29 protein-coding genes and 1 tRNA gene are annotated in these 25271 nt (G+C 44.4%); 22 read left to right on the top strand and 8 right to left on the bottom strand.

Going from position 1 to position 25271, the window contains the following annotated elements; all coding sequences use genetic code 11:
- Positions 1-22: 22 nt before the first annotated feature.
- From remB to dnaA, 5 genes are all read right to left on the bottom strand, one after another.
- Entirely contained in the window at positions 23-271 is a 249-nt protein-coding gene (remB, locus tag BLV33_RS17620) for an extracellular matrix regulator RemB (protein ID WP_090794551.1), read from the bottom strand.
- A 5-nt stretch (positions 272-276) separates the two neighbouring features.
- A complete protein-coding gene (gene recF / locus BLV33_RS17615) occupies positions 277-1395 on the bottom strand; it encodes a DNA replication/repair protein RecF (protein ID WP_090794548.1) in 1119 nt (372 codons plus the stop codon).
- A gap of 28 nt (positions 1396-1423) precedes the next feature.
- Complete coding sequence (gene yaaA / locus BLV33_RS17610; protein ID WP_090794545.1) at positions 1424-1639, bottom strand: S4 domain-containing protein YaaA; 216 nt, start codon at positions 1637-1639, stop codon at positions 1424-1426.
- Between the two features lie 12 nt (positions 1640-1651).
- Positions 1652-2794: a DNA polymerase III subunit beta gene (dnaN, locus tag BLV33_RS17605; RefSeq protein WP_090794542.1), complete on the bottom strand. Its 1143-nt coding sequence runs from the start codon at positions 2792-2794 to the stop codon at positions 1652-1654.
- Positions 2795-2963: 169 nt separating this feature from the next.
- The gene (gene dnaA / locus BLV33_RS17600; protein ID WP_090794539.1) at positions 2964-4328 is read right to left on the bottom strand and encodes a chromosomal replication initiator protein DnaA; all 1365 of its coding nucleotides are present in this window, start codon (positions 4326-4328) and stop codon (positions 2964-2966) included.
- A gap of 477 nt (positions 4329-4805) precedes the next feature.
- On the opposite strand from dnaA, the gene rpmH reads away from it, so the two are divergent.
- From rpmH to BLV33_RS17540, 12 genes are all read left to right on the top strand, one after another.
- Positions 4806-4940 carry a 50S ribosomal protein L34 gene (gene rpmH / locus BLV33_RS17595; RefSeq protein ID WP_090794538.1) on the top strand — a complete coding sequence of 45 codons (135 nt, stop codon included), beginning with the start codon at positions 4806-4808 and terminating at the stop codon, positions 4938-4940.
- A 92-nt stretch (positions 4941-5032) separates the two neighbouring features.
- Positions 5033-5392: a ribonuclease P protein component gene (gene rnpA, locus BLV33_RS17590; protein ID WP_090794534.1), complete on the top strand. Its 360-nt coding sequence runs from the start codon at positions 5033-5035 to the stop codon at positions 5390-5392.
- A 71-nt stretch (positions 5393-5463) separates the two neighbouring features.
- Positions 5464-6204, top strand: a complete 741-nt coding sequence (gene yidC / locus BLV33_RS17585; protein WP_090794531.1) for a membrane protein insertase YidC — start codon at positions 5464-5466, stop codon at positions 6202-6204.
- On the top strand, positions 6201-6818 hold the full coding sequence (jag, locus tag BLV33_RS17580) for an RNA-binding cell elongation regulator Jag/EloR (protein ID WP_090794529.1): 618 nt from the start codon (positions 6201-6203) through the stop codon (positions 6816-6818). Before yidC ends, jag begins: the two co-directional genes overlap by 4 nt.
- A gap of 62 nt (positions 6819-6880) precedes the next feature.
- The gene (mnmE, locus tag BLV33_RS17575) at positions 6881-8257 is read left to right on the top strand and encodes a tRNA uridine-5-carboxymethylaminomethyl(34) synthesis GTPase MnmE (protein WP_090794526.1); all 1377 of its coding nucleotides are present in this window, start codon (positions 6881-6883) and stop codon (positions 8255-8257) included.
- A gap of 33 nt (positions 8258-8290) precedes the next feature.
- Positions 8291-10180, top strand: coding sequence for a tRNA uridine-5-carboxymethylaminomethyl(34) synthesis enzyme MnmG (gene mnmG, locus BLV33_RS17570; protein WP_090794522.1), 1890 nt, complete (start codon positions 8291-8293; stop codon positions 10178-10180).
- A gap of 3 nt (positions 10181-10183) precedes the next feature.
- A complete protein-coding gene (gene rsmG, locus BLV33_RS17565; RefSeq protein ID WP_090794519.1) occupies positions 10184-10915 on the top strand; it encodes a 16S rRNA (guanine(527)-N(7))-methyltransferase RsmG in 732 nt (243 codons plus the stop codon).
- A gap of 152 nt (positions 10916-11067) precedes the next feature.
- Positions 11068-11883, top strand: coding sequence for a nucleoid occlusion protein (noc, locus tag BLV33_RS17560; protein ID WP_090794516.1), 816 nt, complete (start codon positions 11068-11070; stop codon positions 11881-11883).
- Positions 11884-12028: 145 nt separating this feature from the next.
- Complete coding sequence (locus tag BLV33_RS17555; RefSeq protein ID WP_090794514.1) at positions 12029-12787, top strand: ParA family protein; 759 nt, start codon at positions 12029-12031, stop codon at positions 12785-12787.
- Positions 12784-13644 (top strand): ParB/RepB/Spo0J family partition protein, encoded by an 861-nt coding sequence (locus tag BLV33_RS17550; protein WP_090794511.1) that lies wholly within the window; start codon positions 12784-12786, stop codon positions 13642-13644. Before BLV33_RS17555 ends, BLV33_RS17550 begins: the two co-directional genes overlap by 4 nt.
- A gap of 86 nt (positions 13645-13730) precedes the next feature.
- Complete coding sequence (locus tag BLV33_RS17545; RefSeq protein WP_090794509.1) at positions 13731-14885, top strand: aminotransferase class V-fold PLP-dependent enzyme; 1155 nt, start codon at positions 13731-13733, stop codon at positions 14883-14885.
- A gap of 17 nt (positions 14886-14902) precedes the next feature.
- A complete protein-coding gene (locus tag BLV33_RS17540) occupies positions 14903-15391 on the top strand; it encodes a DUF4446 family protein (RefSeq protein ID WP_090794506.1) in 489 nt (162 codons plus the stop codon).
- Here the strand turns inward: BLV33_RS17540 and yyaC are convergent.
- Entirely contained in the window at positions 15366-15995 is a 630-nt protein-coding gene (gene yyaC, locus BLV33_RS17535) for a spore protease YyaC (protein ID WP_090794503.1), read from the bottom strand. The two genes, BLV33_RS17540 and yyaC, sit on opposite strands and share 26 nt — an antisense overlap.
- A 103-nt stretch (positions 15996-16098) precedes the next feature.
- On the opposite strand from yyaC, the gene BLV33_RS17530 reads away from it, so the two are divergent.
- The 5 genes from BLV33_RS17530 (at position 16099) to BLV33_RS17510 (ending at position 18238) form a co-directional block, all read left to right on the top strand.
- Positions 16099-16335, top strand: coding sequence for a putative Se/S carrier protein (locus BLV33_RS17530; protein WP_090799019.1), 237 nt, complete (start codon positions 16099-16101; stop codon positions 16333-16335).
- A gap of 16 nt (positions 16336-16351) precedes the next feature.
- Positions 16352-17212 (top strand): mechanosensitive ion channel family protein, encoded by an 861-nt coding sequence (locus BLV33_RS17525; protein WP_253187097.1) that lies wholly within the window; start codon positions 16352-16354, stop codon positions 17210-17212.
- Between the two features lies 1 nt (position 17213).
- Positions 17214-17447, top strand: coding sequence for a DUF951 domain-containing protein (locus tag BLV33_RS17520; protein ID WP_090794501.1), 234 nt, complete (start codon positions 17214-17216; stop codon positions 17445-17447).
- A gap of 106 nt (positions 17448-17553) precedes the next feature.
- Positions 17554-17644, top strand: a tRNA-Ser gene (locus BLV33_RS17515).
- 150 nt (positions 17645-17794) lie between these two features.
- Positions 17795-18238, top strand: coding sequence for a hypothetical protein (locus BLV33_RS17510; RefSeq protein WP_090794498.1), 444 nt, complete (start codon positions 17795-17797; stop codon positions 18236-18238).
- A 58-nt stretch (positions 18239-18296) separates the two neighbouring features.
- Here the strand turns inward: BLV33_RS17510 and BLV33_RS17505 are convergent, their stop codons facing one another.
- Complete coding sequence (locus BLV33_RS17505; RefSeq protein ID WP_090794496.1) at positions 18297-18563, bottom strand: hypothetical protein; 267 nt, start codon at positions 18561-18563, stop codon at positions 18297-18299.
- 45 nt (positions 18564-18608) lie between these two features.
- Positions 18609-18797 (bottom strand): YjzC family protein, encoded by a 189-nt coding sequence (locus tag BLV33_RS17500; RefSeq protein ID WP_090794493.1) that lies wholly within the window; start codon positions 18795-18797, stop codon positions 18609-18611.
- A gap of 251 nt (positions 18798-19048) precedes the next feature.
- Between BLV33_RS17500 and rpsF the strand changes: the two genes are divergently transcribed.
- The 5 genes from rpsF (at position 19049) to BLV33_RS17475 (ending at position 25202) form a co-directional block, all read left to right on the top strand.
- Positions 19049-19336 carry a 30S ribosomal protein S6 gene (rpsF, locus tag BLV33_RS17495; RefSeq protein WP_090794491.1) on the top strand — a complete coding sequence of 96 codons (288 nt, stop codon included), beginning with the start codon at positions 19049-19051 and terminating at the stop codon, positions 19334-19336.
- Between the two features lie 36 nt (positions 19337-19372).
- A complete protein-coding gene (gene ssb, locus BLV33_RS17490; protein WP_090794488.1) occupies positions 19373-19840 on the top strand; it encodes a single-stranded DNA-binding protein in 468 nt (155 codons plus the stop codon).
- A 21-nt stretch (positions 19841-19861) separates the two neighbouring features.
- Positions 19862-20143, top strand: coding sequence for a 30S ribosomal protein S18 (gene rpsR / locus BLV33_RS17485; RefSeq protein WP_090794485.1), 282 nt, complete (start codon positions 19862-19864; stop codon positions 20141-20143).
- 145 nt (positions 20144-20288) lie between these two features.
- The gene (locus tag BLV33_RS17480; protein ID WP_090794480.1) at positions 20289-23579 is read left to right on the top strand and encodes a S8 family serine peptidase; all 3291 of its coding nucleotides are present in this window, start codon (positions 20289-20291) and stop codon (positions 23577-23579) included.
- Between the two features lie 195 nt (positions 23580-23774).
- On the top strand, positions 23775-25202 hold the full coding sequence (locus BLV33_RS17475) for a PTS mannitol transporter subunit IIBC (RefSeq protein WP_090794477.1): 1428 nt from the start codon (positions 23775-23777) through the stop codon (positions 25200-25202).
- Positions 25203-25271: the final 69 nt, after the last annotated feature.

The following is a 25271-nucleotide window of genomic DNA, read 5'->3' as shown; positions in this document are numbered from 1 at the left end:
GCTTCTTTATAGTTGTAACCGGTTAGTACGTTAATAATTGATGCGCTCTTTTTTTGAGCGTCGTGGAAGAAATAGGAGAATAATATACTTTATTAAGCGTCACAACCAGGGATTTGCATTCTTCCTCCCCAATGACCTCAATCCGTTTATCCTTATTGGCCTGTTGAATAAATTGCTTGGAAATCTTCGAGGATTTCTCAATCGAAAGATCAAAGATAGCAATCAGCTCTGAAGCCCTGATAATTTTATCGCTGCCTAAATGTATAAACATCCTTCTCAGCCCCCATGACTTACTTTTCCTTGCTGCACTTGGAATACCGATGCTTGATCAAGCTGGTCCAAATGCACGCTTTCCAGTCCGGTCGTCGTAATGAATGTTTGCACCTTTTGCTGAAAGGTCCGAATCAACTGAGTCTGCCTGTATTCATCGAGCTCGGAGAGTACATCATCGAGGAGCAGCAGCGGATATTCGCCGACTTCTTCATGAATTAACTCGATTTCCGCTAATTTGAGCGAGAGTGCCGTTGTTCGCTGTTGTCCTTGAGAGCCGAATGTCTGAGCTTCCTTCTCGTTGATAAAAAAAAGAAGATCATCCCTGTGCGGACCTATGAGCGTGATGCCTCTTCTCATTTCCTGTTCTTTAACCTGTGATAACTTTATCATAAATTGGTTGAATAAAACAGATTCATCTTCAATATCTTGAATTTCAAAAGATGGCGCATAACGAATCAATAAGGTTTCCATGGCATTAGTGATGCCCTGATGAATAGTCTCGGCCCAGTGTTGAAGTTTCTTTATAAAGCTTTGACGTTTTTTCATAATTTTAACACCGTACTGCGCTAATTGTTCATTCCAGACGGAAAGCATGGCCTCTGCGGAAGGACCGGACGATGAGGGCTGCTTGAGAAAATTGTTTCGCTGCAGCAAAATTTTTTGATACTGGGACAGATCGTACAAATAATAGGGCTGTACCTGGCCGATCTCCATATCGAGAAAACGCCGCCTGACCCCGGGAGCGCCTTTGACGATTTCAAGGTCTTCCGGGGCGAACATGACGACATTCATGGCACCGATAAAATTACTTAGCTTCCTTTGTTCGAGACCGTTAATTTTTGCTTTTTTCCCTTTAGGCGTAATCATCAGATCCAGCTTGCAATCCCCGTACTTTTTATTCAGCTCCGCGTGCAGGTAAGTTTGCTCAGCATTCCAGCTTATGAGTTCTTTGTCCTGATGAGTGCGGTGCGATTTGGTTAAAGCCAAAACATAGATAGCTTCAAGCAGGTTGGTTTTACCCTGTGCATTAGGTCCTACGAAAATATTTACATTGCTGTTCGTCTTTATTTCAATTTCATCATAGTTGCGGTAATGACTCATTCTAAGCTTGGTTAAGAACACTTTCGTTTCCTCCCGGCCGGTCTTTCAATCAGGAGCCTATAACTTCAAATTGGCCGAAGCCCTCGACTTTCACTACATCATGGGGAACAAGCTTCTTCCCTCGGCGATTTTCAGGCTCTCCATTAACATGAATTTGAGTTTCCTGGAGGAACATCTTGGCTTGACCGCCTGTTGAAATGCAGTCCGAGAGCTTTAGAAACTGTCCCAATGTTATATAGTCCGTGTGAATCTGGATTTGCTTCATACAGGCTGCTCCTTAATTCGTAGTTCGATAGGGGAGGATCAGCTGCAATATGCTGGTCTCGTCTTCAGGCTTGATAATGATCGGCTGCATAGCCCCCGTGAAACCCATATGGATGTATTCGCTGTCCATGATCTTGAGTGCGTCCAGCATATACTTTGAGTTGAACGAGATTCGCAGCAGATCTCCGGATATTTGCCGCAGGTTGATTTGCTCTGTAACTTTGCCCAGCTCGGAAGAACTCGAGGAAATTTCAATTGTTTGATCCTCATTCATCACCATTTTGACGATATTCGTTTTGTCCTCTCTGGAAAGCAGGTAGGCGCGATCTATCGCATCCGCAAGCTCCTTGGTCGGTACAACCATCTGGGTTTGAAAAGATTGGGGAATGAGCTTCGATGTATCAGGATATGTTCCATCCAAAATTCGGGTATAAAATAATATCGAATGAATTTTGAATAAAACCTGATTGTCCGAAATAACAATATCTATAAGGGAACTTTGATCCGGTAATATTTTATTTAATTCGTTTAAGGTTCTCCCTGAAATAACTATATTATGAAAATTCTGTAATGTAGAATTATCATTTGTGATTTCTCTGGTTGCGAGACGGTGGCGGTCACAAGCAATAAATTTCAGCTCACTCCCGTTAATGCTCCACAAAACACCAGTTAGTATAGGTGTGGATTCGTTAGTGGATACAGCAAAAGATGTTTGTTTAATCATCGTTTTCAAGATATCGCTGGGAATTTGGATCATTTTGCTCTCTTCTATTTGCGGCAAGAGCGGATATTCTTCCGGATCCAAACCCATGATTTGAACTTCGGAAGATCCCGAACGAATCGTAGTTTGAAAACGATCCTTAACTTCAATCTCAATGGACTGGGATGGGAGCTTGCGAACTATCTCTATAAAAAATCTAGCAGGCAGCACAACGCTTCCCGGTTGGATGATTTGAATGATATCCACATCGCCGGTTTCCAATGGTGTGAAGCTTTGAACCGATATGTCGGTATCGCTTGCTGTTAAAGTAACTCCGTTAGCATGTGCATCTATTTTGATCCCGGTTAATATGGGAATGGTGGTGCGGGTTGAAATTGCTTTGGAGACATGATTGATAGATTCATTTAAGTGGTCTTTAAGAATGATGAATTTCATGGTTTCACTCCTGCAGTTCTATTTTCATTTCCGAAATCATATACTTTTATAATACCTTTTTTTTATTAGTAATAGTAGTAGAGGGCGTGAATATGTGGATATGTGGGTGAATACTGCAATTTAAAAGCCTATCCACATGTGAATAGATTGTGTATAGGCTCTCTAATAATTAGGTGGATGGATTTTTGATTTTATCAGTTAAATTATTAATAACTTTGTGAAGCTCGGAATCCGTTTTGATCGCCTCACTGATTTTATCATGGGCATGGATGACGGTGGTATGATCACGGCCGCCAAAGTTCTCGCCGATTTTCGGAAGAGAGAAATCTGTAAGCTCCCTGGCTAAGTACATGGCTACTTGACGAGGGAATGCTACGGCTTTCGTACGTTTTCTGGCTTTAAAATCGTCCAGCTTCATGCCGTAAAATTCTCCGACTCTCTGCTGAATGTCGTTGATCGTGATCACCTTCGGCCTGCTGGAAGGAATGATATCCTTCAAGGCCTCGGCAGCGAGATGGACCGTTATATCTTGATTGATCAGGGAAGAATAGGCTACTACTCGGATCAATGCGCCTTCGAGCTCGCGAATATTCGTGTCTATTTGATTGGCTATGTAGATCATGGCTTCGTTGGGAATTTCCAAATTCTCAGCCTTGGCTTTTTTGCGCAGAATCGCAATTCTTGTTTCGAGATCCGGAGGCTGTATATCGGTAATGAGTCCCCATTCGAATCTCGAGCGAAGCCGGTCTTCCAGAGTTGGAATCTCTTTGGGCGGCCGGTCACTGGAAATAATGATTTGCTTGCCTTCTTCATGTAGGGAATTGAAGGTATGGAAGAATTCTTCCTGTGTTCCTTCTTTACCGGCTAGAAACTGGATATCATCTATCAGCAGCACATCGATGGTTCTATATTTGTTGCGGAAGCCTTCACCGCGATTGTCTCGCACGGCATTGATGAATTCATTGGTAAATTTCTCGGATGAAATGTACAGAACCCTGGCTTCGGGATTATGCTCCAGGACATAATGGCCAATCGCATGCATTAAATGAGTTTTGCCTAAGCCGACACCGCCATATAAAAACAGCGGATTGTATGCTTTGGCGGGTGCTTCTGCAACTGCCAGCGAGGCAGCATGAGCGAAGCGATTCCCTGATCCGATAACGAACGTGTCGAAGGTATATCTGGCATTCATCATATTGGTGAAGGTTTCTTCTTGTGACAGGATGGCCGGACCCCTGGGAGGAAGCGCTGCAGGCGTCGAAGCGGCATGATTCTTAAGCTCTTCTGCTTCAATAATGAATTTGACTTCCACCTGTTTACCTATAAAATCGAAGATGGTGCTCGAAATAAGCTTGGTATAACGGCTCTCCAACCATTCTCTTGCAAAATTATTCGGTGCGCATATGACGATGGATGAATCCGTAAATACACTAGCTTTGGTAGATTTAAGCCATGTATCAAAGCTCGGTTTGCTGAGCTTGGTTTGTATGACAGATAATATCTGTTGCCAAAGATCGTTAGTAAGGCCTTCCACAGCAGTCACTCCTTTGAAATAAAAACATGTGCATGAGGGCCATTGTTAAGAGGGCATTAAGAAAAGCAGATTCATATGTCACTTATCCACATAATTAAGGATATTAGAAGTGATTTATTCTTGTAGAGGGTAGTTTGTTAACAAAGTTATCCACAGATTGTTGATAAAACGGAGGTTTGTTGGAGAATATCCACAACAGAAACATTATTATAGTATCAAATGCGAACGAGTTTATCAATGAAATGTTTACAATTATCCACATTTTCAATAACTTGTGTATGAGTTTTGTCAACAACACAAGATATTGTGGATAAACTGTTAGCTTTCGACACAATTCCCGTTAGCCATAAATAAGTTTATTCACAGTTGGTTAGGAACGGAAAACTAAACACACGGGAATGTTGACTTTTGTTTCTTAAAATGCTTTAATTATTAGAGAATTTTAGTGGGATGGATATCCTCAGGGAGGTGCTATAGATGGGTCCGACGTTTAACCCGAATAACAGAAAGCGCAAGAAAAATCATGGTTTCCGTAAAAGAATGAGCACAAAGAACGGCCGTAAAGTGCTGAGCGCTCGTCGTCAAAAGGGAAGAAAAGTCATCAGCGCGTAAAGAGAGGCTCCGAAAGGGGCTTTTTTTGTTGATGTGAAAGTATAAGTTTTATTAAAGTTATCTCAGCAAGCTTGTTTGGAGTGTCAGGGTTCATGGAGAAAAAGTACCGTTTGGCCAAGAGGGAAGATTTCAATAAAGTTTATCGGTACGGCAAATCCGCAGCCAATCACCAATTCGTGCTGTATTATTTGCCGCAGCCCAGGCTTGAGCACTTTCGCCTGGGAGTTTCAGTGAGCAAAAAAATCGGGAATGCCGTTGTCCGCAATCGGTTAAGACGAATGATGAAGGAAATTATTCGTTTAAAAAAAGAACTGCTGGTGTCGCAGTTTGATTATATTCTCATCGCGCGCAAGCCATGCGCCGAGATGGATTATCAGTCCATGGAGAAAAGTATTCTGCATGTGCTTCGCAAGGCTTCCTTAACTAAAAAAGACGATGGACTCAAAAACTAGAGTTTTCTTTCTTGTGGATAAAATTTGTGGTATAGTTTATTGTGGAAAAGATTTATTAGGAGGATTACATTTTGACTCGTCGAATTTACTTGCCTGCTTTGTTTTTCACCATGATCTTGGTTTTGTCAGGCTGCAGCACACCCACAGGGCCTATAGATCCGGCAAAAGCCGATTTTTTTAGTAAATATTTTGTATATCCGTTATCGGAAACGCTGGACTGGTTTGCATCTCATCTCTGGGGACAATATGGTTTATCCATTTTGGCTGTAACCATCATCATTCGTTTTATCATTCTTCCGCTGACATTAAAACAGTATCGCAGTTCCAAGCGTATGCAGGATCTGCAGCCTGAGATGAAGAAGCTGAAGGAAAAATATAAAGATGATGCCAAGAAGCAGCAGGAAGAAACGATGAAGCTCTTTCAATCGAATGGCGTTAATCCTCTGGCAGGCTGCTTTCCGATTCTGGTGCAGATGCCAATCCTGATTGCTTTATACCAATCGATTATGCGGAATCAGCAGATTCATCAGCATACCTTTCTTTGGCTGAACCTTGGACAACCCGATCACTTCTATATTTTACCTGCGATCGCGGCGCTCACTACATTTATTCAACAGAAATTTATGTCGACTCAAATGAATGCTCAAATGCAAAGCTTGATGTTCATCTTTCCTGTATTAATCTTTGTTATGTCCATGAATTTTGCATCCGCTTTGCCGCTTTATTGGGTATATAGCAATATCTTCACCATTGTACAGTCTTACTTCATTTACGGAAATCCTCAAAAACTTAAGGGTGGCCTGACCAAATGAAAAAAATTGTGGTGACGGGTAAAACCATTGAAGATGCGGTGAAAGCCGGATTGCATCAATGGGAAGTCTCGGAAGACCGTGTAAAAATTAAAGTTTTGGAGCAACCTTCCAAAGGGTTTCTCGGACTGTTCGGTATCAAAGAGGCCAAGGTTGAGCTCGAATGGATACCGGATGCACTCGAAGAAGCCGTTCACTTTTTACAGGATATTTTCAAGACAATGAACCTTACCATCACCACAGACCTGCAGAAGGATAAAGAAGGCGCCATTCTTAATATGACCGGGCCTGAGCTGGGTATACTAATCGGCAAAAGAGGACAGACTTTAGACGCATTGCAATATTTGGTTAATATTGTAGCTAATCGGTTCTCATCCTCACATCTGCGAATTATTCTTGATGCAGAGAATTTTCGCGAGAGGCGCAAGAATACATTGGAAGAGCTTGCTTCCAGATTAGCCAGTCGGGTCATTAAGACGAAGAAGGAAGTTATTCTTGAACCGATGAATGCGTTGGAACGGAAAATTATTCATACAGAGCTTCAGGATCATCCGGTAGTCAAAACTTACAGTAAAGGCGAAGAACCGAATCGAAGGGTTGTTATCGCTTTAAAATAAACGTTCACGCAATGACTGGATGCATGCAGTCATTGTTTTTTCTTTAGCAAAGGTGTGATGTCATGAATATGGATACGATTGCCGCGATTTCAACTCCGTTGGGGGAAGGGGGGATATCGGTCATTCGGGTAAGCGGGGGAGAAGCTGTACCTCTTGTAGAACGTGTTTTTCGATCTAAGGTAAAGCTGTCAGCAGCTGACACCCATACAGTCCATTATGGCCATATCGTGGAGACTGAGACGAAAGAGAGAATTGAAGAAGTGCTGGTGACCCTGTTGAAAGCGCCCCGATCGTTTACGATGGAAGATGTGGTGGAGGTTAACTGCCATGGCGGAATCGTTTCGGTTAAAAAGGTGCTGGATCTGTTGCTGCTTCAAGGCATCCGTCTGGCAGAGCCTGGAGAGTTCACGAAGCGAGCATTCCTCAATGGGCGTATAGACTTAACACAGGCCGAGGCTGTTATTGATCTCATCAGGGCTAAATCAGATAGAGCCTATAAGATTGCTTTAAAGCAGGTGGAAGGCAATCTCTCCAAGCAAATTAAGCAGCTTAGGCATCAATTGGTCGAGCTGATGGCTCATATAGAAGTTAACATTGACTATCCAGAGCATGATGTCGAAGAAATGACGAATGCTTATATCAAGGACAAGTGTGAGACTGCGCTTGCCCATATAGATCAACTGCTGCATACAGCCGAGCAGGGAAAAATTCTTAGAGAAGGCATTGAAACGGCAATCATTGGCCGGCCCAACGTAGGGAAATCATCCTTGCTAAATGAGCTGGCACAGGAAAATAGAGCGATCGTAACGGATATTCCAGGCACAACAAGAGATGTTATCGAGCAGTTCGTCAATGTAAATGGGATACCCCTTAAGCTTCTGGATACCGCAGGGCTCCGTGAGACCATGGACATTGTTGAACAGATGGGAGTGGAGCGTTCCAGAACCGCATTAGCGGAAGCGGACCTAATTCTTTGGGTTTTGGATGGCAGCATTGAACTGCAGCAGGATGAAGCAGCTATGATCGAACAACTGGCTGATAAACCTACTATTGTAATCATTAATAAGATGGATTTGCCCCGGAAGCTTGATCTGGCACAAATAGAAGCTTTTTTCCCAAAAGAGCGACTAGTGGAGTTATCTTTGCTTGAAAACAGAGGGATCGAGGATCTCGAGAAAGCTATTTCATTTATTTTCTTTGAAGGTAAGCTTGAAGCTGGTGACCTTACTTATGTCAGCAACATTCGACATATTCATCTGCTTAAACAAGCTAAGGCCTCACTGCTTGACGGTCTTGCCGGTAATGAACATTTAATACCTATCGATATCATTCAGATTGACATACGCACAGCATGGGAGCAATTAGGTGAAATTATTGGTGATTCTGCCGGAGAATCCCTGATTGACCAAATATTTACACAATTTTGTTTAGGGAAGTAAATTAAATGATTATGATCAAAGGAGGAGAAAACAATGGGTTATAAAGCTGGAGAGTATGACGTTATTGTTATAGGTGCTGGTCATGCCGGATGTGAATCTGCTTTGGCAGCCGCTCGGATGGGCTGCAATACCCTGCTGCTGACCATTAATTTGGATATGGTCGCTTTTATGCCCTGCAATCCGTCCATTGGCGGACCGGCGAAAGGCCATGTTGTGCGTGAGATTGATGCGCTTGGCGGAGAAATGGGCCGCAATATCGATAGAACTTATATTCAAATGAGAATGTTAAATACGGGCAAGGGGCCTGCCGTACATGCGCTTCGCGCGCAGGCTGACAAGTTCTTGTACCAGCATACGATGAAAGAAACGATTGAAAAAACACCTAATATGTCGCTGCGTCAGGGAATGGTGGAGGATCTAATCGTTGAAGATGGCGTCTGTAAAGGTGTAGTCACAAAGACCGGGGCGGAATATTACGGTAAAGCGGTTGTTGTGACAACAGGAACTTATTTGCGCGGCAAAGTGATCATGGGGGAGCTGATGTACGAGAGTGGACCGAATAATCAACAGCCTTCGGTGAAGCTATCGGAATCGCTTCGTAAGCTTGGTTTTGAATTGGTTCGCTTTAAGACAGGAACACCCCCGCGCGTGCACAAGGATTCGATTGATTTTGACAAAACGGTTATTCAGCCAGGGGATGAGGATCCGAAGTTTTTCTCTTTTGAAACTAAAAGTGACGACCGTGAACAAATTCCATGTTGGCTGACTTACACGTCCGAAGATACACATGAGATCATCAGTTCGAATCTCCACAGAGCGCCGATGTTTTCGGGAGCCATTGAGGGAACAGGACCGAGATACTGTCCATCCATTGAGGATAAGATTGTTCGCTTTGCCGATAAGCCGAAGCATCAAATATTTCTGGAACCGGAAGGTCGTAATACTGCGGAGTACTATGTCCAGGGCCTTTCCACCAGCATGCCGGAGGATGTACAGCTAAGTATTCTTAGATCCATTCCAGGTCTGGAAAAAGTTGAAATGATGCGAACTGGTTATGCCATTGAATATGACGCAGTGGTGCCAACCCAACTCAAACCGTCATTGGAGACGAAGCTGGTAGATGGTTTGTTTACAGCTGGTCAAATTAATGGTACCTCCGGGTATGAAGAAGCTGCAGGTCAAGGAATTATGGCCGGCATTAATGCTGCTCGTAAGGTACAGGGGAAAGAGCCAGTCGTGCTTGACCGTTCGGAAGGTTATATCGGTGTCCTCATCGATGACTTGGTGACCAAGGGTACATCAGAGCCTTATCGTCTCTTAACATCACGTGCAGAATACCGTCTGCTGCTTCGTCATGATAATGCGGATTTACGTCTGACACCCATTGGCCATGAAATTGGCCTTATTTCTGATGAACGTTATCAAAATTTCCTGGCCAAGAAATCTTTGGTTGAGCAAGAGATCGATCGCTTAAGTCATACTAAGGCTCGTCCGGATGCTGAAGTTCAAGCGATCCTGGCGGAAGCGGATAGTGTTGTTTTAACCAATGCCTTTGATTTATTAACACTTTTACGCAGGCCCGAGCTGCAGTACAGCCACATTGAAAGAATGTCGCCTTCTCCTTTTGAGCTTACCGATGAAATGAAGGAGCAAGTGGAGATTCAAATTAAATATGCGGGTTATATTGAAAAGCAGTTAATTCAGGTAGAGCGTTTGCGTAAAATGGAGAAAAAGAAAATTCCGGATGATATTGTTTATGACCAGGTCCATGGGATCGCAACGGAAGCGAGACAAAAACTAACAAAGATTCGCCCGATTTCAATTGGCCAGGCATCCAGGATTTCTGGAGTATCCCCGGCTGATATTTCTATTCTTCTTGTCTATTTAGAGCACTACAATAGAGTTGTCGCGGCCAGAGGATAAAAGATGGATGCCATACAGCTAAATTTTAAGAATTTATTAAAAGAGCAGGGGCTTGAGCTTTCCGACGAACAAGCTGGTCTGTTTGATATTTATTATCAAGAGCTCATAGTGTGGAACGAAAAGATTAATCTAACAGCAATTACAGAGAAAGAACAAGTCTATATTAAGCATTTTTATGACTCTCTTTCTCTAGCTTTTTTTGTAGATCTCACTCAGGTTCGTACATTAGCTGATATTGGCTCTGGGGCGGGTTTTCCAAGCATTCCACTTAAAATCATGTTTCCTCACCTTCAAGTCACAATTGTCGATTCGTTGAATAAAAGAATACTATTTCTCAATCAGTTAACTGAGAAGCTAAATTTAAATCAACTTACATGTGTTCACGGTCGAGCGGAGGATGTCTCAAGAATGCCGTCCTTTCGTGATCAATTTGATCTTGTAACAGCTAGGGCTGTCGCCAAGCTAAGTGTACTCAATGAATTTTGCTTGCCTTTTGTCAAAAAGGGAGGTTTCTTTGTTGCGATGAAAGGCTCTGATGTGAGCGATGAATCTAAAGAGGCTGCTTACAGCTTGAAGGAACTCAATGGTCGAATTATTGATAGTCATCGAATGGAACTTCCAATTGAACAATCGGTTCGCCATTTGATTCGGATTGAAAAAATAGGACCGACACCTGGTAAGTATCCGCGAAAAGCAGGTCTTCCATTAAAGAATCCCTTGGCTAAAATTCATTAACGCTCTTAATATTTGTTCCACGTGAAACATTATTAATGAAACGTTCACAATTCTTGGTGCAGGAAATAGCTAATTTTTGGAGAATAATATATAGTTAGAATCTAGTTGTACTCGGATAGAAATTCGGGAAAGTGTTGGTGGTACGATCTCATATGAAAGAACAAATCTCGAAACTATTTGGATTAACAGAGCGCTCTACGATTGATGAGGTAAAAAATATACCTGTTCAAAATATCATGCCAAGCCCGTATCAGCCCAGAACGGTTTTTGATGATGAGCGTATAGACGAGCTTAGCCAAACCATTCGCACACATGGTATCATTCAGCCTATCGTTGTTCGAGTGAGAAACAATTCTTTTGAGCTGATCGCAGGGGAGCGTCGACTAAGAGCGGTAAAGAAGCTTGGTATAGATACGATCCCTGCCATCATCCGAGATTTTAATGATTCTCAGGCAGCCTCGATTGCTTTGATTGAGAATTTACAGCGCGAAGGATTAACTGCGATTGAAGAGGCAGCGGCCTATCAGCAGTTAATAGAGCTCCATGACCTTACACAAGAGAGTCTTGCACAGCGGTTAGGAAAAAGTCAATCTACAATTGCCAATAAAATTCGTTTGCTTCATGTTGGTGAGGCTGTAAAAACAGCATTAATGGAGCGCAAGATTACGGAACGACATGCTCGTGCTTTACTAGCTTTGGATCAAGAAGAAGATCAAGTAAAAATTCTTGATGAAATTATTCAAAAGGAACTGAATGTAAAGCAGACCGAAGCGAGAATCACATTTATTAAAGAAAATGCTCAGATTAAAAAAACAAAGCGTGTTTCATTTTCCAAGGATGTTAGACTTGCTTTAAACACAATTCGCCAATCGGTAGAGATGGTAAACAGTTCAGGGCTTAATATTCACACCGTGGAAAAGGATCTTGGCGATCATTACGAAATCATTATTCAGATTCCCAAAAGATAACGAGGTAAGTAATGCTGCTATTTTAACGGCGCAAGCCGTTTTTTTAATCTAATGCACTCTTCCTAAATATTGATAAGGTAAGAGGATTCCAGATATGGTACTATAGAAGTATTCTTTCTAATGCTTTGCGATAGAGGTGAAGGGTTTGTCAAAAATTATAGCAATTACGAATCAGAAGGGTGGGGTCGGTAAGACAACGACTTCTGTTAACCTTGGTGCTTCATTAGCTTCTTTAGGAAAGAAAGTTTTGCTGGTTGATATAGACCCTCAGGGAAATACCACTAGTGGAATTGGGATCAATAAAGCGGATGTGACCAACTGCATTTACGATGTCATTATTAATGATGTACATCCTAACGATGCTACGATGGATACGAATATTCCTAATCTTAAAATTATCCCCGCTACCATACAATTGGCTGGAGCTGAGATTGAACTAGTTCCAACCATTTCAAGAGAAGTTAGATTGAAGAAATCTTTGCATCAGGTCAAACATCTATATGATTACATATTAATAGATTGCCCGCCTTCTTTAGGTATCTTGACAGTGAATTCATTGACAGCTTCAGACTCAGTCATCATTCCGATCCAATGCGAATATTACGCCTTGGAAGGTTTAAGCCAATTGCTTAATACGGTTCGTTTAGTGCAAAAGCATTTAAATACAACACTTCAAATTGAAGGTGTTTTACTTACGATGTTTGATGCGAGGACGAATTTAGGAATTCAGGTGATTGAAGAAGTTAAGAAGTACTTTCAACAAAAAGTATATCAAACCATCATTCCGCGTAATGTTCGGTTGAGTGAAGCACCAAGTCATGGACAATCCATTGTTACTTATGATCCTCGTTCAAAGGGCGCAGAAGTGTATCTGGAATTAGCGAAGGAAGTGATTTCTGCATGAGCAAGAGGCTGGGGAAAGGCTTAGATGCATTGATAACCTCTCTTCATATAGATGAAAGTGATAAGATCATTCAAATACCGCTGTCTCAGCTTCGTGCTAATCCTTATCAACCAAGAAAGCATTTTAATGAAGACAGCATCAAGGAATTAGCTGAATCGATTAAAGAGCATGGTGTGATTCAGCCGATTATCGTGAGAAAAGTACTAAAGGGATTTGAAATCATTGCGGGTGAAAGAAGATACCGCGCTTCTCAAGTTAGTGGGATGGCAACCATCCCTGCGGTGGAAAGAAGCTTTTCGGATCAACAGGTTATGGAAATAGCACTGATTGAAAATGTACAGCGTGAAGATTTGAATGCGATGGAGATTGCCGTATCCTATCAAGCAATCATTGATCAATTCTCTTTGACACAAGAAGAGCTCTCAGCGAAGGTCGGTAAAAGCCGTTCGCATATAGCCAATTTCTTAAGACTTTTGATGCTTCCTGAAGCGATCAAACAATATGTTTCACGTGGAACATTGTCGATGGGCCATGCAAGAGCGATTGTTGGAGTTAAGGATGATAAGCTGAAAAAGGAATTGGCTGAAACAGCGATCAGCAAGCAGTGGAGTGTGCGAGACCTGGAGGAAGAAATTAAGAAGCTGGAAGAGCTTCCAGGGAAAGAGAAGGAGCAAGGTAAAAAGAAAGAAAAAAACCGTGATCCCCATATCAATCAGGCGGAGGAACAATTAAGAGAGTTATATCGTACCACGGTAAAAATCAAGCAGCAAAATAACCGCGGTAAAATAGAGCTCGTTTATTATTCCAAGGATGATTTGAATCGATTGCTAGAGCTTCTGCAAGGAAAAATTTCCTAACCAATTTGATAGCATACCGTTGGTTTTCTTTCGTGAGAAGGAACAAACTAAGGTATGCTTTATTTATGAAAGGGAGGCGGCGATTCATGAGTGGAGTGATTTATTTAGATAATGCTGCTACGACTTGGCCAAAGCCGCCAGCTGTAATGGAGGCCATGCAGAGAAGTATGCTGGAATTGGCCAACCCAGGAAGAGGCGCACACCAAATGGCGGTCAAAGCGAGTCGTGTAATGTTTGAAACGAGAAAAAATGCCGCTCGATTGTTTGGAATACATAATCCAAATGACATTTCGTTTGCTCTGAACACTACCCATGCCTTAAATCAAGCCATAATGGGGTTTTTAAAAGAAGGAGACCATGTTGTTAGTACAAGTATTGAACATAATTCGGTGAGAAGGCCGCTTGAGTATTTGAAGCGTACCCGAAATGTTCAAGTGTCTTATGTAGCCAATAATGAGCCCGGCGAAATCAAATTGAATGACATTGAGCAGGCTATTGAGGATAAAACTACATTAGTTATAGTGAATCATAGCTCTAATTTACTCGGTACAATTATGCCTGTAGCTGAGATAGGTGAGATGTGCAGGAGGAAGGGAGTAAAGCTGCTTGTAGACGCGGCCCAGACAGCCGGTGTGCTCCCCATTCAAGTTGAGAGCATGTTCATAGATATGCTTGCCTTTCCAGGGCACAAGGGGCTTATGGGACCGCAAGGAACGGGAGGGCTATACTTGCATCCCGACTTGGAGCTGGATCCTATCCTGTATGGAGGGACGGGCAGTCAGTCCGAGGAAGCGGATCAACCCAAAGTGCGGCCGGATCGTTATGAAGCAGGAACGCAAAACGCGGTCGGGATAGCCGGTCTTAATGAAGGCATCAAATTCGTGATGCAAGAGACGGTTGAAAAAATTCACGAAAAGGAATGGCGTTTAACGCAAAGACTTATGGTTGGCCTGCATGAGATAGAAGGAATCAGCCTGCTGGGTCCGCAATTGGGCCAAAACAGGACGGGGATTGTAGCATTTAATCTGAGAGGCGCTGATTCTTCCGAAGTCGCATTTATACTCGATCAATCCTTCCAAATTGCCGTTCGCGCAGGACATCATTGCACCCCGCTTGCACATGGCTCGGCAGGAACACTGAGCACGGGGGCTGTGCGAGCGAGTGTGGGTTATTTTACAAAGGATGAAGAAATAACAGCTTTCATTGAAGCAATTAAAGAAATAAACAGCCAGTATGCCTGACAGAAAGAAGGATTTTCATGGAACCATTTGGATTAAGTCTTGAGCTAATCATATCTGTTATACTTGCATTAATCATTATTTTATTTGTTATCAGCATCATTTTATTGTTCAAGCTTTCTGCCATGAGAAAAAACTACAAGAGGCTGCTAAACGGCACAAATCCAGTAAATGTGGAAGAATTGCTCTTGAAAATCCAACAAAAGCAAACCCAGCAAATCGAACAAACGTCAGCATTGACGAGCAAGGTCGAAACGTTCAAAGAAGCTCTCAAAAGAATGAAATCCAAAGTGGGGATACATCGTTACAATGCTTTTAGTGAGACCGGAAGCGATTTAAGCTTTTCCGTAGCTATTCTGGATGAGCTTCAAGACGGTGTTATACTAACAGGTATTCATAACCGGGAACAATCCTATATCTATGCTAAACCGGTCCAAAACGGACAATCGCAGTATACATTAAGCCCGGAAGAAAAAGAGGCCATCAATCTGACCTTGAAGCAGCGGTAGCCGCAGTTGTTTTGGATGACAATGAAAACCTCTGTGCAAGCGATGAGTGAATCGCATCGGCGATAACCTCCGACATTTTCATAACGAGGCTAAGCCGTGTATTTTGCAGTACAAAATATTCCATAAAGCCGCCTACATTCACGATACCAGTCATGTGCATATGGCCGACAGGAGGCAGCTCCTTGTTAACGCCTGCACCAGGCTTCAATGGACCGTTTGCGATCTGGATCGAGCCGACACTGGAAGCTTGGCCTAAGCAAGCATCAATAGCGAGGATGAAGGGATCATGGAATTGTTGATGAATGTTATGTACGGTATCCGATAAGTTCATAGCATGTACCGGGTCATGCAGGGTTCCGAAGAGATGATAGCCGGCTGGCCCGATTTTATCCAAATGAGTTCCCACTAAGGGGCCTAATGAATCGCCTGTTGATCTATCAGTGCCCACACAGACGATTACGATACGTTGATAGGATGGCAGCCTATTAAAAATAGTGGATAAATACCTAGAGAGAATCCCAGGCGTTTCTGCATCAGTATGAGGAACCTTCAGCGGGGCAAGCTCCTTGTCCTTATTGGCATCATGGCTTAGATGGATTTTCATAATAACCCTCCCAAAAGAGTGTGTTTATTGATATGTTTACTAGTATACGGAGGGAAAGCATATTTTATACGTAGAAGGAGAGATTCCGTTGGACGTTGTGCCTATGCTGATTGCTTTTGATTCTACCCAGCAAGCGCTTAGAGCAGAAATGCTCCTGGAATATGCGGATATCGAGATTGATATTTGTCCGACTCCCAAGGAAATAACGGCTGGCTGTGCACTTTCGATTGAGTTTCCTGCAGAAGAACTTGAACAGGTGCAGTCGATCATCGATACCCAACAGGTGGAGATCAGAGGAATTTTTATCAAAAAAGAAGGTAAGTATGTAACCATGAAGTGATTTAGGGGGAAGCGTCGTGTCATACTGGACTAATGTCACCAATTGGATCAATATGAACATAAACATGAAAGTTGTGTTCGGGAACACTATTAAAATTATTATCATTTTTATAGCAGCACGCTTGATTATACGAATTACCGATAAAATGATAGATCACATGCTCACCGCCAAATACAGGGGACCTATCAAGTTTGATCCGCGCCGTGCGAATACGATTGGAAAGCTCGTTCACAACCTGATTTCCTACACAGTGAACTTCATTAGTATGTTGTTGATTTTGGGAGAGCTGGGTGTCAATCTGGGGCCGCTTCTCGCTGGAGCCGGGGTGTTGGGGCTAGCCATCGGCTTTGGGGCGCAGAGCCTGGTTAAAGACGTAATAACAGGGTTCTTCATTATTTTTGAAGATCAGTTCGGTGTCGGTGATGTGATACAGATCGATCTGTTCAAAGGAACCGTCGAGGAAATCGGGATTCGAGTGACCCGTGTGAAGAGCTGGACAGGAGAGGTTCATATTATTCCAAACGGCAACATAAGGCAGGTGACGAATTTTTCAGTATATAATTCGCTAGCGGTGCTGGATGTCTCGATAGCCTATGAAGCAGATTTAGATAAAGCGATCGAGCTGTTAAAGGAAACCGCAGCGAACATACATGCCAATTCGGAGCTAATCGTTAAGGCGCCAGAGGTTCTTGGCGTACAGATGATCGGCAATTCGGAAATCAAGCTAAGAATCATAGCGGAATGCAAGCCCAATATGCAAGGCGATGTAGCGCGTGTCATGAATGCGGAGATCAAGAAACGATTCGATGCTCAAGGCATAGAAATCCCATATCCGAAAACGGTGACTTATTTAAGAGCGGAGAGGGCGGCGGAATAACATGGAAAAGAAACAATTCCAGCTTGGGGACATCGTGCAGATGAAAAAACCACATCCTTGCGGTACCAATGAAATGGAAATCATTCGTATGGGAATGGATATCCGTATTAAGTGTCTAGGCTGCAAGCACAGTGTGATGGTGCCTCGATTGAAGTTTGAAAGTAAGCTAAAGAAGGTGCTGCGTTCCACATCGAGCGGGAATTCGTTAAGCGAAAAGGATGTACCAGAAGTCTAAGCGGCATAACCATATATCTCATTAGGGTTCTTGGAGGTTGCAAGAGTAATTTTAACTTGCGGGAGCTTGGCTTTTTTGATACAATCAGATTTGTTCTCGTTTTTGTGGAAAGGTACCCAAGAGGCCCAAGGGGGCTGACTCGAAATCAGCTAGGCGTCGCGAGGCGTGCGTGGGTTCGAATCCCACTCTTTCCGCCACCAACCTAACACATCAAGCAGTTCCTTTGAGGAACTGCTTTTTTGCTGCTTCATTATGCTTTTAGATTAGCAGATGCGAAAATGGGGTAAAAATAACATGGATGGAGAAAGCTTCCACAGATAAGGAATATAGAATTGGAGGTCAAGAGGATGCGAAAATTTTGGGTGATTATGATTGCGGTGGCCATGGCCGCGGCTGTATTGTTGGCAGGTTGTTCCAAGAAAAATGGCACTGGTGCAAGTCCAAGTGCAAGCCAATCGGCAAGTTCAACACCTGCAGGTACAGCCATGAGTTCGCCGGGTGCTTCTGGTTCTCCAAGTGCTGGTCCAGGGGGTGGAGCAGGGAATACGGGAACGGCTACGAAGGCACCGGAACCAATTGCAACCATAACGAATGAGCAGCTTAAAAAGCTGGACATGAACAGCACCTATGCGGACTTTGAGAAGATAGTGGGCAAAAATCCGAAGCCGTTTAAAGAAGCGGGCGGTAAAAAGACTTATGAAGTAAAAATTGCCAATGAAACGAATAGATATATGGACATTACCTTTTTTAGCGATGGAAAATTCGCGGAGAGTCAAGTATTTCTGAAGTAAATACCCAAATAAAAACCTTCCGTGCTTATTACGCACAGAAGGTTTTTTTCTTTTGTAACTAGGCTCGTCTTCGACGGCGATAAGTTTCGGAGAAGCGATCAATGACATAGCCGACCAGTGCCCAGGTAACGATGGTAAGAAGGTAAACTACGATAATGGTCCCTAAACTGGTATAATAAACACTTGGGGTCAGCGACACAAACCATGCAGGCACACTCAAGGCGTAAAAAAGCAAATATACGGGTTCATAGCCATGATAAAAATAATGTGCCAGACACAAAAGCAGCCCTATTAATGTAAAGAAAAAAGTAAAGGGTCTTCCCATATGAAACTACCCCCTTTCAAAGTTTTGGGAAACATGACGGTACAGTTAAAGCTTCATATCCTTGCGCTTCCATTTGCGATTATGGTTGCTGGTTTCAGGAAACGGATCTCCCTTTTTCAGGTTCACAATTTTGGGATTGTTGACGCCCATGTGAAAGGCCGCTTCACCGATTTCCATATATTGTCCATCATTAGGTGCATGATCACCCGGATTAAACTGTGTGCGTTCGCCCATTCGTCTCACCTCCGCCTTGTTGTTCTTAGACTTGCCCAAAAGTGGGGAGGGCATGCAAATAACGGGTTACCATTACAAGTTTTCTGTTCCATCGAACAAGCCCCATGGTGATTGGGATTTTACTTGTAAAATGGTACCGGATTTGATATAGTATTCAGGTGCGAGTTTTGAAAGAAATCCTCGCTCCTTGCTCCTCCAAGCTTATACAGCTTGAAAACAGGGGCCGCTTAGACCAAAAGGAGGTGAAACACATGCGCAAATACGAAGTGATGTACGTAATTCGTACAGATATTGAACAAGAACAAGTTCAAGCTACTGTAGAAAAGTTTCAAAACATCATCACGAACGGTAATGGCGAAATTACCAAGCATGATCTAATGGGTAAACGCCGTCTTGCGTATGAGATCAATAAGTTCCGTGACGGGCATTATGTGCTTGTACACTTCAACGCAGAACCTGCAGTTGTAACGGAGCTTGATCGCGTACTGAAGATTACTGACGAAATTATTCGTCATCTAATCGTTAAAGACGTAGCTTAATTTCATGCTAGTACTTATCGTCAGGAGGGATTAGCCATGTTGAATCGTGTCATTCTTATCGGCAGGTTGACCAAAGATCCAGAGCTTCGGTATACTCCGGCAGGAGTAGCTGTTACTCAATTTACACTTGCTGTAGATCGTCCTTTCACAAGTTCGCAAACAAGAGAGCGGGAAGCCGACTTTATCAATATTGTTACGTGGAGGCAATTGGCCGAGACGTGCGCGAACTATTTGCGTAAAGGCAGATTAACAGCTGTTGAAGGCCGCCTTCAGATTCGTAATTATGACAACAACGAGGGCCGCAAGGTCTATGTTACTGAGGTTGTTGCCGATAATGTGCGCTTTCTGGAATCCAGCGGAGCCGGCAATCGTGAAGAGGGAACAGGTGCAATCAGCACAGGCTCAGGAAATGGCGGCGGCAACCGCGGATCGCGCGAGCAGCAGGATCCTTTCATCGATGACGGAAAACCAATCGATATATCAGATGATGATTTGCCATTCTAAAGTAGAGAGGACTGAAGACAAATGGGTTTCAAAAGAAACGACGGTGACGACCGTGGCGATCGCAAGTTTGCTCCCCGTAAAGGCGGCAAAGGCGGCAAGCGCCGTAAGGTTTGTTACTTCACTGTAAATAAAATCAAACACATTGATTATAAAGATATTGAAACGCTGAAGAAGTTCATCAGTGAGCGCGGGAAGATCCTTCCTAGACGTGTAACCGGTACTTCCGCGAAATATCAACGTGCCCTGACGATCGCGATCAAGCGTTCCCGCCAAATCGCATTATTGCCATACACAACGGAATAAAAAATGTAATTTAAGCACTCCTTGGGCAACCTTGGAGTGCTTTTTTGCGTCATAATTTTCAGAAGAGATTCAAAATAAATCTAATATGTTTAAAGAGACTTACATGATTTTACAGCTTTGTTGAACGGAAGGGACATGGTTAAATATGATAGGGAAACGAATGATGCGATTTGCGGGAACTGTCGCGTTATTTTCAATACTGGCATCACAGCTTTGGATAGGCGGTTATCCTGCCTTTTCCGAAATAGCAACCAAGGCGCAAACCGTGACGAACCCGGAGCTTGTACCGGGGAAGGTCATCGTTAAATATAAACAGCCTATTCGCTATAACTCTCGTATTCGTTCGGTTTCTCCGCTAGTTTCCGAGGATCGAAACGTGAAGACGATTGATCTGCCCGTAGAACAAAATGTATGGAGCAAGGTGGAGGAATTAAATAAGGATCCAAACGTAGAGTTCGCACAGCCGGTATATGTGTATCGTCTCAATGAGGCTCCCTTGGCTGCTCAAACTCCTGTTCCTGCTCCAGTTCAACCTGGGGCCAGTACACTATCGACTTCTGCCGTGGCAATGTCCAATGATCCAGCGAGCTCTTTGCAGTGGGGTCTTTCGGTGACCGAAGCGACCTATGCATGGAAAGAGGTAACCGTAGAGGAACGGAGCCGCGTTAAAATTGCCATCGTGGATACAGGCGTCAATATAAATCATCTCGATCTGGCAGACTCCATAGACCGTGTGAACGGTCAAGTCAATGGATATGATTTTATTAACAACGATGCCGATCCGAATGATGATAATGGGCACGGCACCCACGTTTCAGGGATCGCTGCAGCCATTGCAGACAATGGGCAAGGCATCGCAGGCATGGCTGGAGGCGCCAAAATCATTCCGGTCAAGGTAGCGAATCAGAACGGAGCCGGCGACACCTTGACCATAGCCAGCGGTATCAAATGGGCTGTCGATCATGGCGCTTCCGTGATAAACCTGAGCATGACCCGAGAACGATTTCAAAAGGATGCGGCAGGACACATTGTGATTGTTGCTCGCGGTAAGCCTGTGATCGCATCGGATAAGATAGAGTCTGAGGCCATTCAATATGCAATAGACCATCAGGTTTTGGTTGTAGCGGCTTCAGGCAATGACAGCAATCATTGGATAGGGAAAGATATGTTCAATTTGGATAATCCAACTGGCGATACAGAGCGTTACTACGCTTTTACCGGTTTTCCGGCAGCTATAGATGGTGTTGTCAGTGTGGGAGCCGTTGATTATATTGCACGAACAGGCAAATTGGAAAATGATATAAAATTGGCTGATTTTTCGAATATTGGCTTTGTTTCGGTCGCAGCTCCGGGCGTGGACATTTGGAGCACGGTTCCGGGAGGTTATAAATATAATTCGGGTACCTCTATGGCCGCACCTTTCGTAACCGGACTTGCAGCCTTAATCAAAGCGGCCAATCCGGCGCTGAGCAAGGATGAGCTGCAGACGATATTGACGGATAGCGCCGTTCATCTTCCCGATCCAGGTGTCGGTACCTACAATAACGGCTATCGTCCGAGTGTGAAGGACGATTACGGCAGCGGATTGATCAATGGAAGAAGAGCGTTAAATCTTCCTCGTCTGCAGGTGCAATTTGCTCCTGTAGCGCCAAGCGCAAACATCTCTAACTCTGCAGCTAGCGCGGAAGCTCAAAATGCTGGAGTAGTCCTTACCGCTACAGATAAGCATGGAACAGTGACAGAAATGACTTATGGACTCTCGGCTGGGCTCAGTATAAGCAAGCTTCATTTTACAAGTGGCTTATGGACTCAGGATGCTGTTCAATCCGTACCTATGTACCATGGAAAGGGTATTCTTACGCTGCCGTCCGCCTACGGACGCTATAAGATTGTGGCGGATGACGGTTTGGAGCAGGAATTTATTCGCTCCAATACGATCACTTATGAAAAACTGCCAGATGCGCCGGAAGCAGATCATGCCTCGAGCAGTCTCCCTGTAGGTACGGAAATCAAATTGAGTTCCGCTGTTTCGGGAGCATCCATTTATTACACTTTAGATGGCACAGCTCCGACCCCGTCTTCACGTCTTTATGGGGGAGCCATTGTTTTGGATCATCCTGGAGCAGTTCAATTAAAAGCTGTTGCTGTATCTAATGACACGGAGAGCCAACTGCGCGAGGTTCAATACATGGTAACGTCTTCAGCATCGCCATTGACGTCCCCTGCGCCTTCGGTTAGTCCGACACCCGTTGCACCTGGTGGAGGATTTGGAGGCGGACCTATACTGGCACCGCCGCTGCCAACAGTAATTCCTTTAACTGATCAGAAAATGGTCGAGACGGCACCCTCGGGTGAAATCAAGACCATTGTGGAAGTCTCAAAAGAGCGGATTGACCATGAATTGGCAGTTACGAGTGGCCCGATCACGATTGACGCATCGACAGCCAACGGAAACGAGAATGTCGATGTGATCTTAGGTGCGTCCACACGAGAGGCACTGAATAAGGCCGATAGGACACTCATCATCCGTTCGGACCGGGTGCGCCTGGAGGTTCCGCGTGCTGCATTGAAAGGCACTAGTGGTGCAGGCGATTGGAAGCTTTCCATTGCAGTTGCAGCAGCGCCTGCATTCCCCCTGAGTTCCAGCCAAGGAATAAATACCGTGCTGGGAAGCTACCAGTTTGAGATTTCGGATACAAACAAAGCGGTAGCGAGTTTCCCAGACCCGATTCGAGTTACATTCGCTGTAGAACCGAGTCAAATTCATGACTCGACCAATGTAGGCGTCTATGGGTGGAATCCTTCCGCTCGGAGCTGGGAATATGCCGGCGGGCAGGTTCAACCGGATGGGACGGTTGCCTTTCATGCGCGTCATTTCTCACAGTATGCCGTGATGGAACGCTCATCGGCTTTTGCCGATCTGGCCGGACATTGGGCTAAAGCGAGCATCGAAAGGATGGCCGGACGCGGGATTACAAACGGTGTAACGGACGTCCAATTCGACCCGCAAGGGACGCTCACACGAGCACAGTTTGCAGCACTACTGGCTCGCACGCTTCAGTTAAAAGAAGCGGGAGCTAACCGGCCGTTCACGGATGTTCCTTCCAATGCCTGGTATTATGAGGCCGTGTATCAAGTTTTTGCTGCCAACATTGTCAGCGGCATGACAGATACGAGCTTTCGGCCCAATGACCCTATTACGCGAGAGCAGATGGCCATTATGCTGACTAAAGCAGTTGCTAATAAAAGCCAACAATCAAACTCCCTAAGCAGCGAGTTATATACATTCAAGGATCATGCGTCTGTAAGTCCATGGGCACAGGACAATGTGAAATTGGCCAGCAAATTGGGTCTTCTGGAAGGCTTTCCGGATGGAACATTTCCCCATTGGAGCGAGCGGTCCGAGCTGAAGCTATCGTTGTGGTTGAACGCATGATGAACGGTTTATATGAATAACCTGAAATTGATAAGTACAATATATCCAAGAGTAAATTAAAATGTTGTCAACAATGTTGATGACGATACATGCTTTTCCTTTTGTTGAAGAAGCCCGCGGCATCCCTTATGATGAAGGCATATCAACATGAAAGACTTATTGGAAGCGTTATCCAACAATTAAGGGGGCATTCTTATGAATACCATGGCAGCACAAAAGCAGACGGGTGGAGCTCGAGTAGCCGTGCAGCGTTTCGGGCGTTTTCTCAGCGGTATGGTCATGCCGAACATCGGAGCTTTTATTGCATGGGGCTTAATCACTGCGTTATTCATTCCAACTGGCTGGATTCCAAATGAATATTTGGCTAAGCTCGTAGGTCCGATGATTACTTATCTGCTTCCCCTCCTTATCGGTTACACGGGGGGACAAATGATACACGGAACTCGAGGCGGTGTAATCGCTGCGGTAACGACGATGGGGGTTGTTATTGGGTCCACGATCCCCATGTTCCTGGGAGCAATGATCGTAGGTCCATTGGCAGCTTGGGTGCTCAGAAGCTTCGATAGATCGATCGAAGGCAAGATTAAATCCGGCTTTGAAATGCTGGTGAACAATTTCTCCTCGGGGATCATTGGAGCCGCGCTTGCCCTGGCAGCGTATACAGGGATTGGCCCCGTGGTTGAATTGATCAGTAAAGCATTGGCAGCCGGAGTGGAAGTACTGGTCCATGCAGGCTTGCTGCCTCTGGCGAATATCTTGATCGAGCCGGGGAAAGTGCTTTTCTTGAACAATGCGATTAATCATGGCGTACTTAGTCCAATTGCTTTGGATCAAGCAGCCAAAACAGGGAAATCGATTATTTTCATGCTGGAGTCCAATCCGGGCCCAGGCCTGGGTATCCTGCTGGCCTACTGGCTGGCAGGGCGGGGGATGGCTAAACAATCGGCGCCGGGTGCCGCTATTATTCATTTCTTCGGTGGAATTCATGAAATCTATTTTCCTTATATTCTCATGAATCCACGTTTGATCATTGCTGCAATCGCAGGCGGTGTCACAGGAACATTCACCTTTTCATTGTTCAACGCGGGTCTGGTGGCGGTTCCTTCACCGGGCAGTATATTTGCTTACATTGCGATGGCGCCTAAAGGCGGCTTACTTGGGGTCTTTAGCGGTGTCATCACAGCCACAGTCGTCTCCTTCCTGATCTCTTCCTTATTGCTCAGAACGAGCCGGAAAGAGGATCAAGAAGAGGATTTGGAGCAGGCTTCGGCTAAAATGAGGGAAATGAAAAATGCGGGCCGAACCGACATCCCGGTATCCGCTGCAGCGGCAGGATTGAAAACTAAGACGGATGTGCATAAAATCGTCTTTTCCTGTGATGCCGGCATGGGCTCGAGCGCTATGGGAGCCTCCATTCTTAGGAAGAAAATGAAAGATGCAGGCGTTGATGTAACGGTTGTCAACACCGCGATCAGCGAGATACCCCAGGATGCAGATATCGTGGTGACCCATAAAGCTCTGACGGATCGAGCCCGAAGACAGGCGCCAAAGGCGGAGCACATCTCCATCGATAACTTCATGAAAAGTCCGGAATATGATGACTTGGTCGAACGTCTCAGCTAAAATTAAATAGATGCAAACAGGTAAAACTGAACGTAACGCTGGCCTTGTGCCGGCGTTATCTCCATTTTG

The organism is Paenibacillus sp. GP183, assembly GCF_900104695.1.
Taxonomy (GTDB): domain Bacteria; phylum Bacillota; class Bacilli; order Paenibacillales; family NBRC-103111; genus Paenibacillus_AI.
This window is presented reverse-complemented; position numbering and strand designations above follow the sequence as displayed.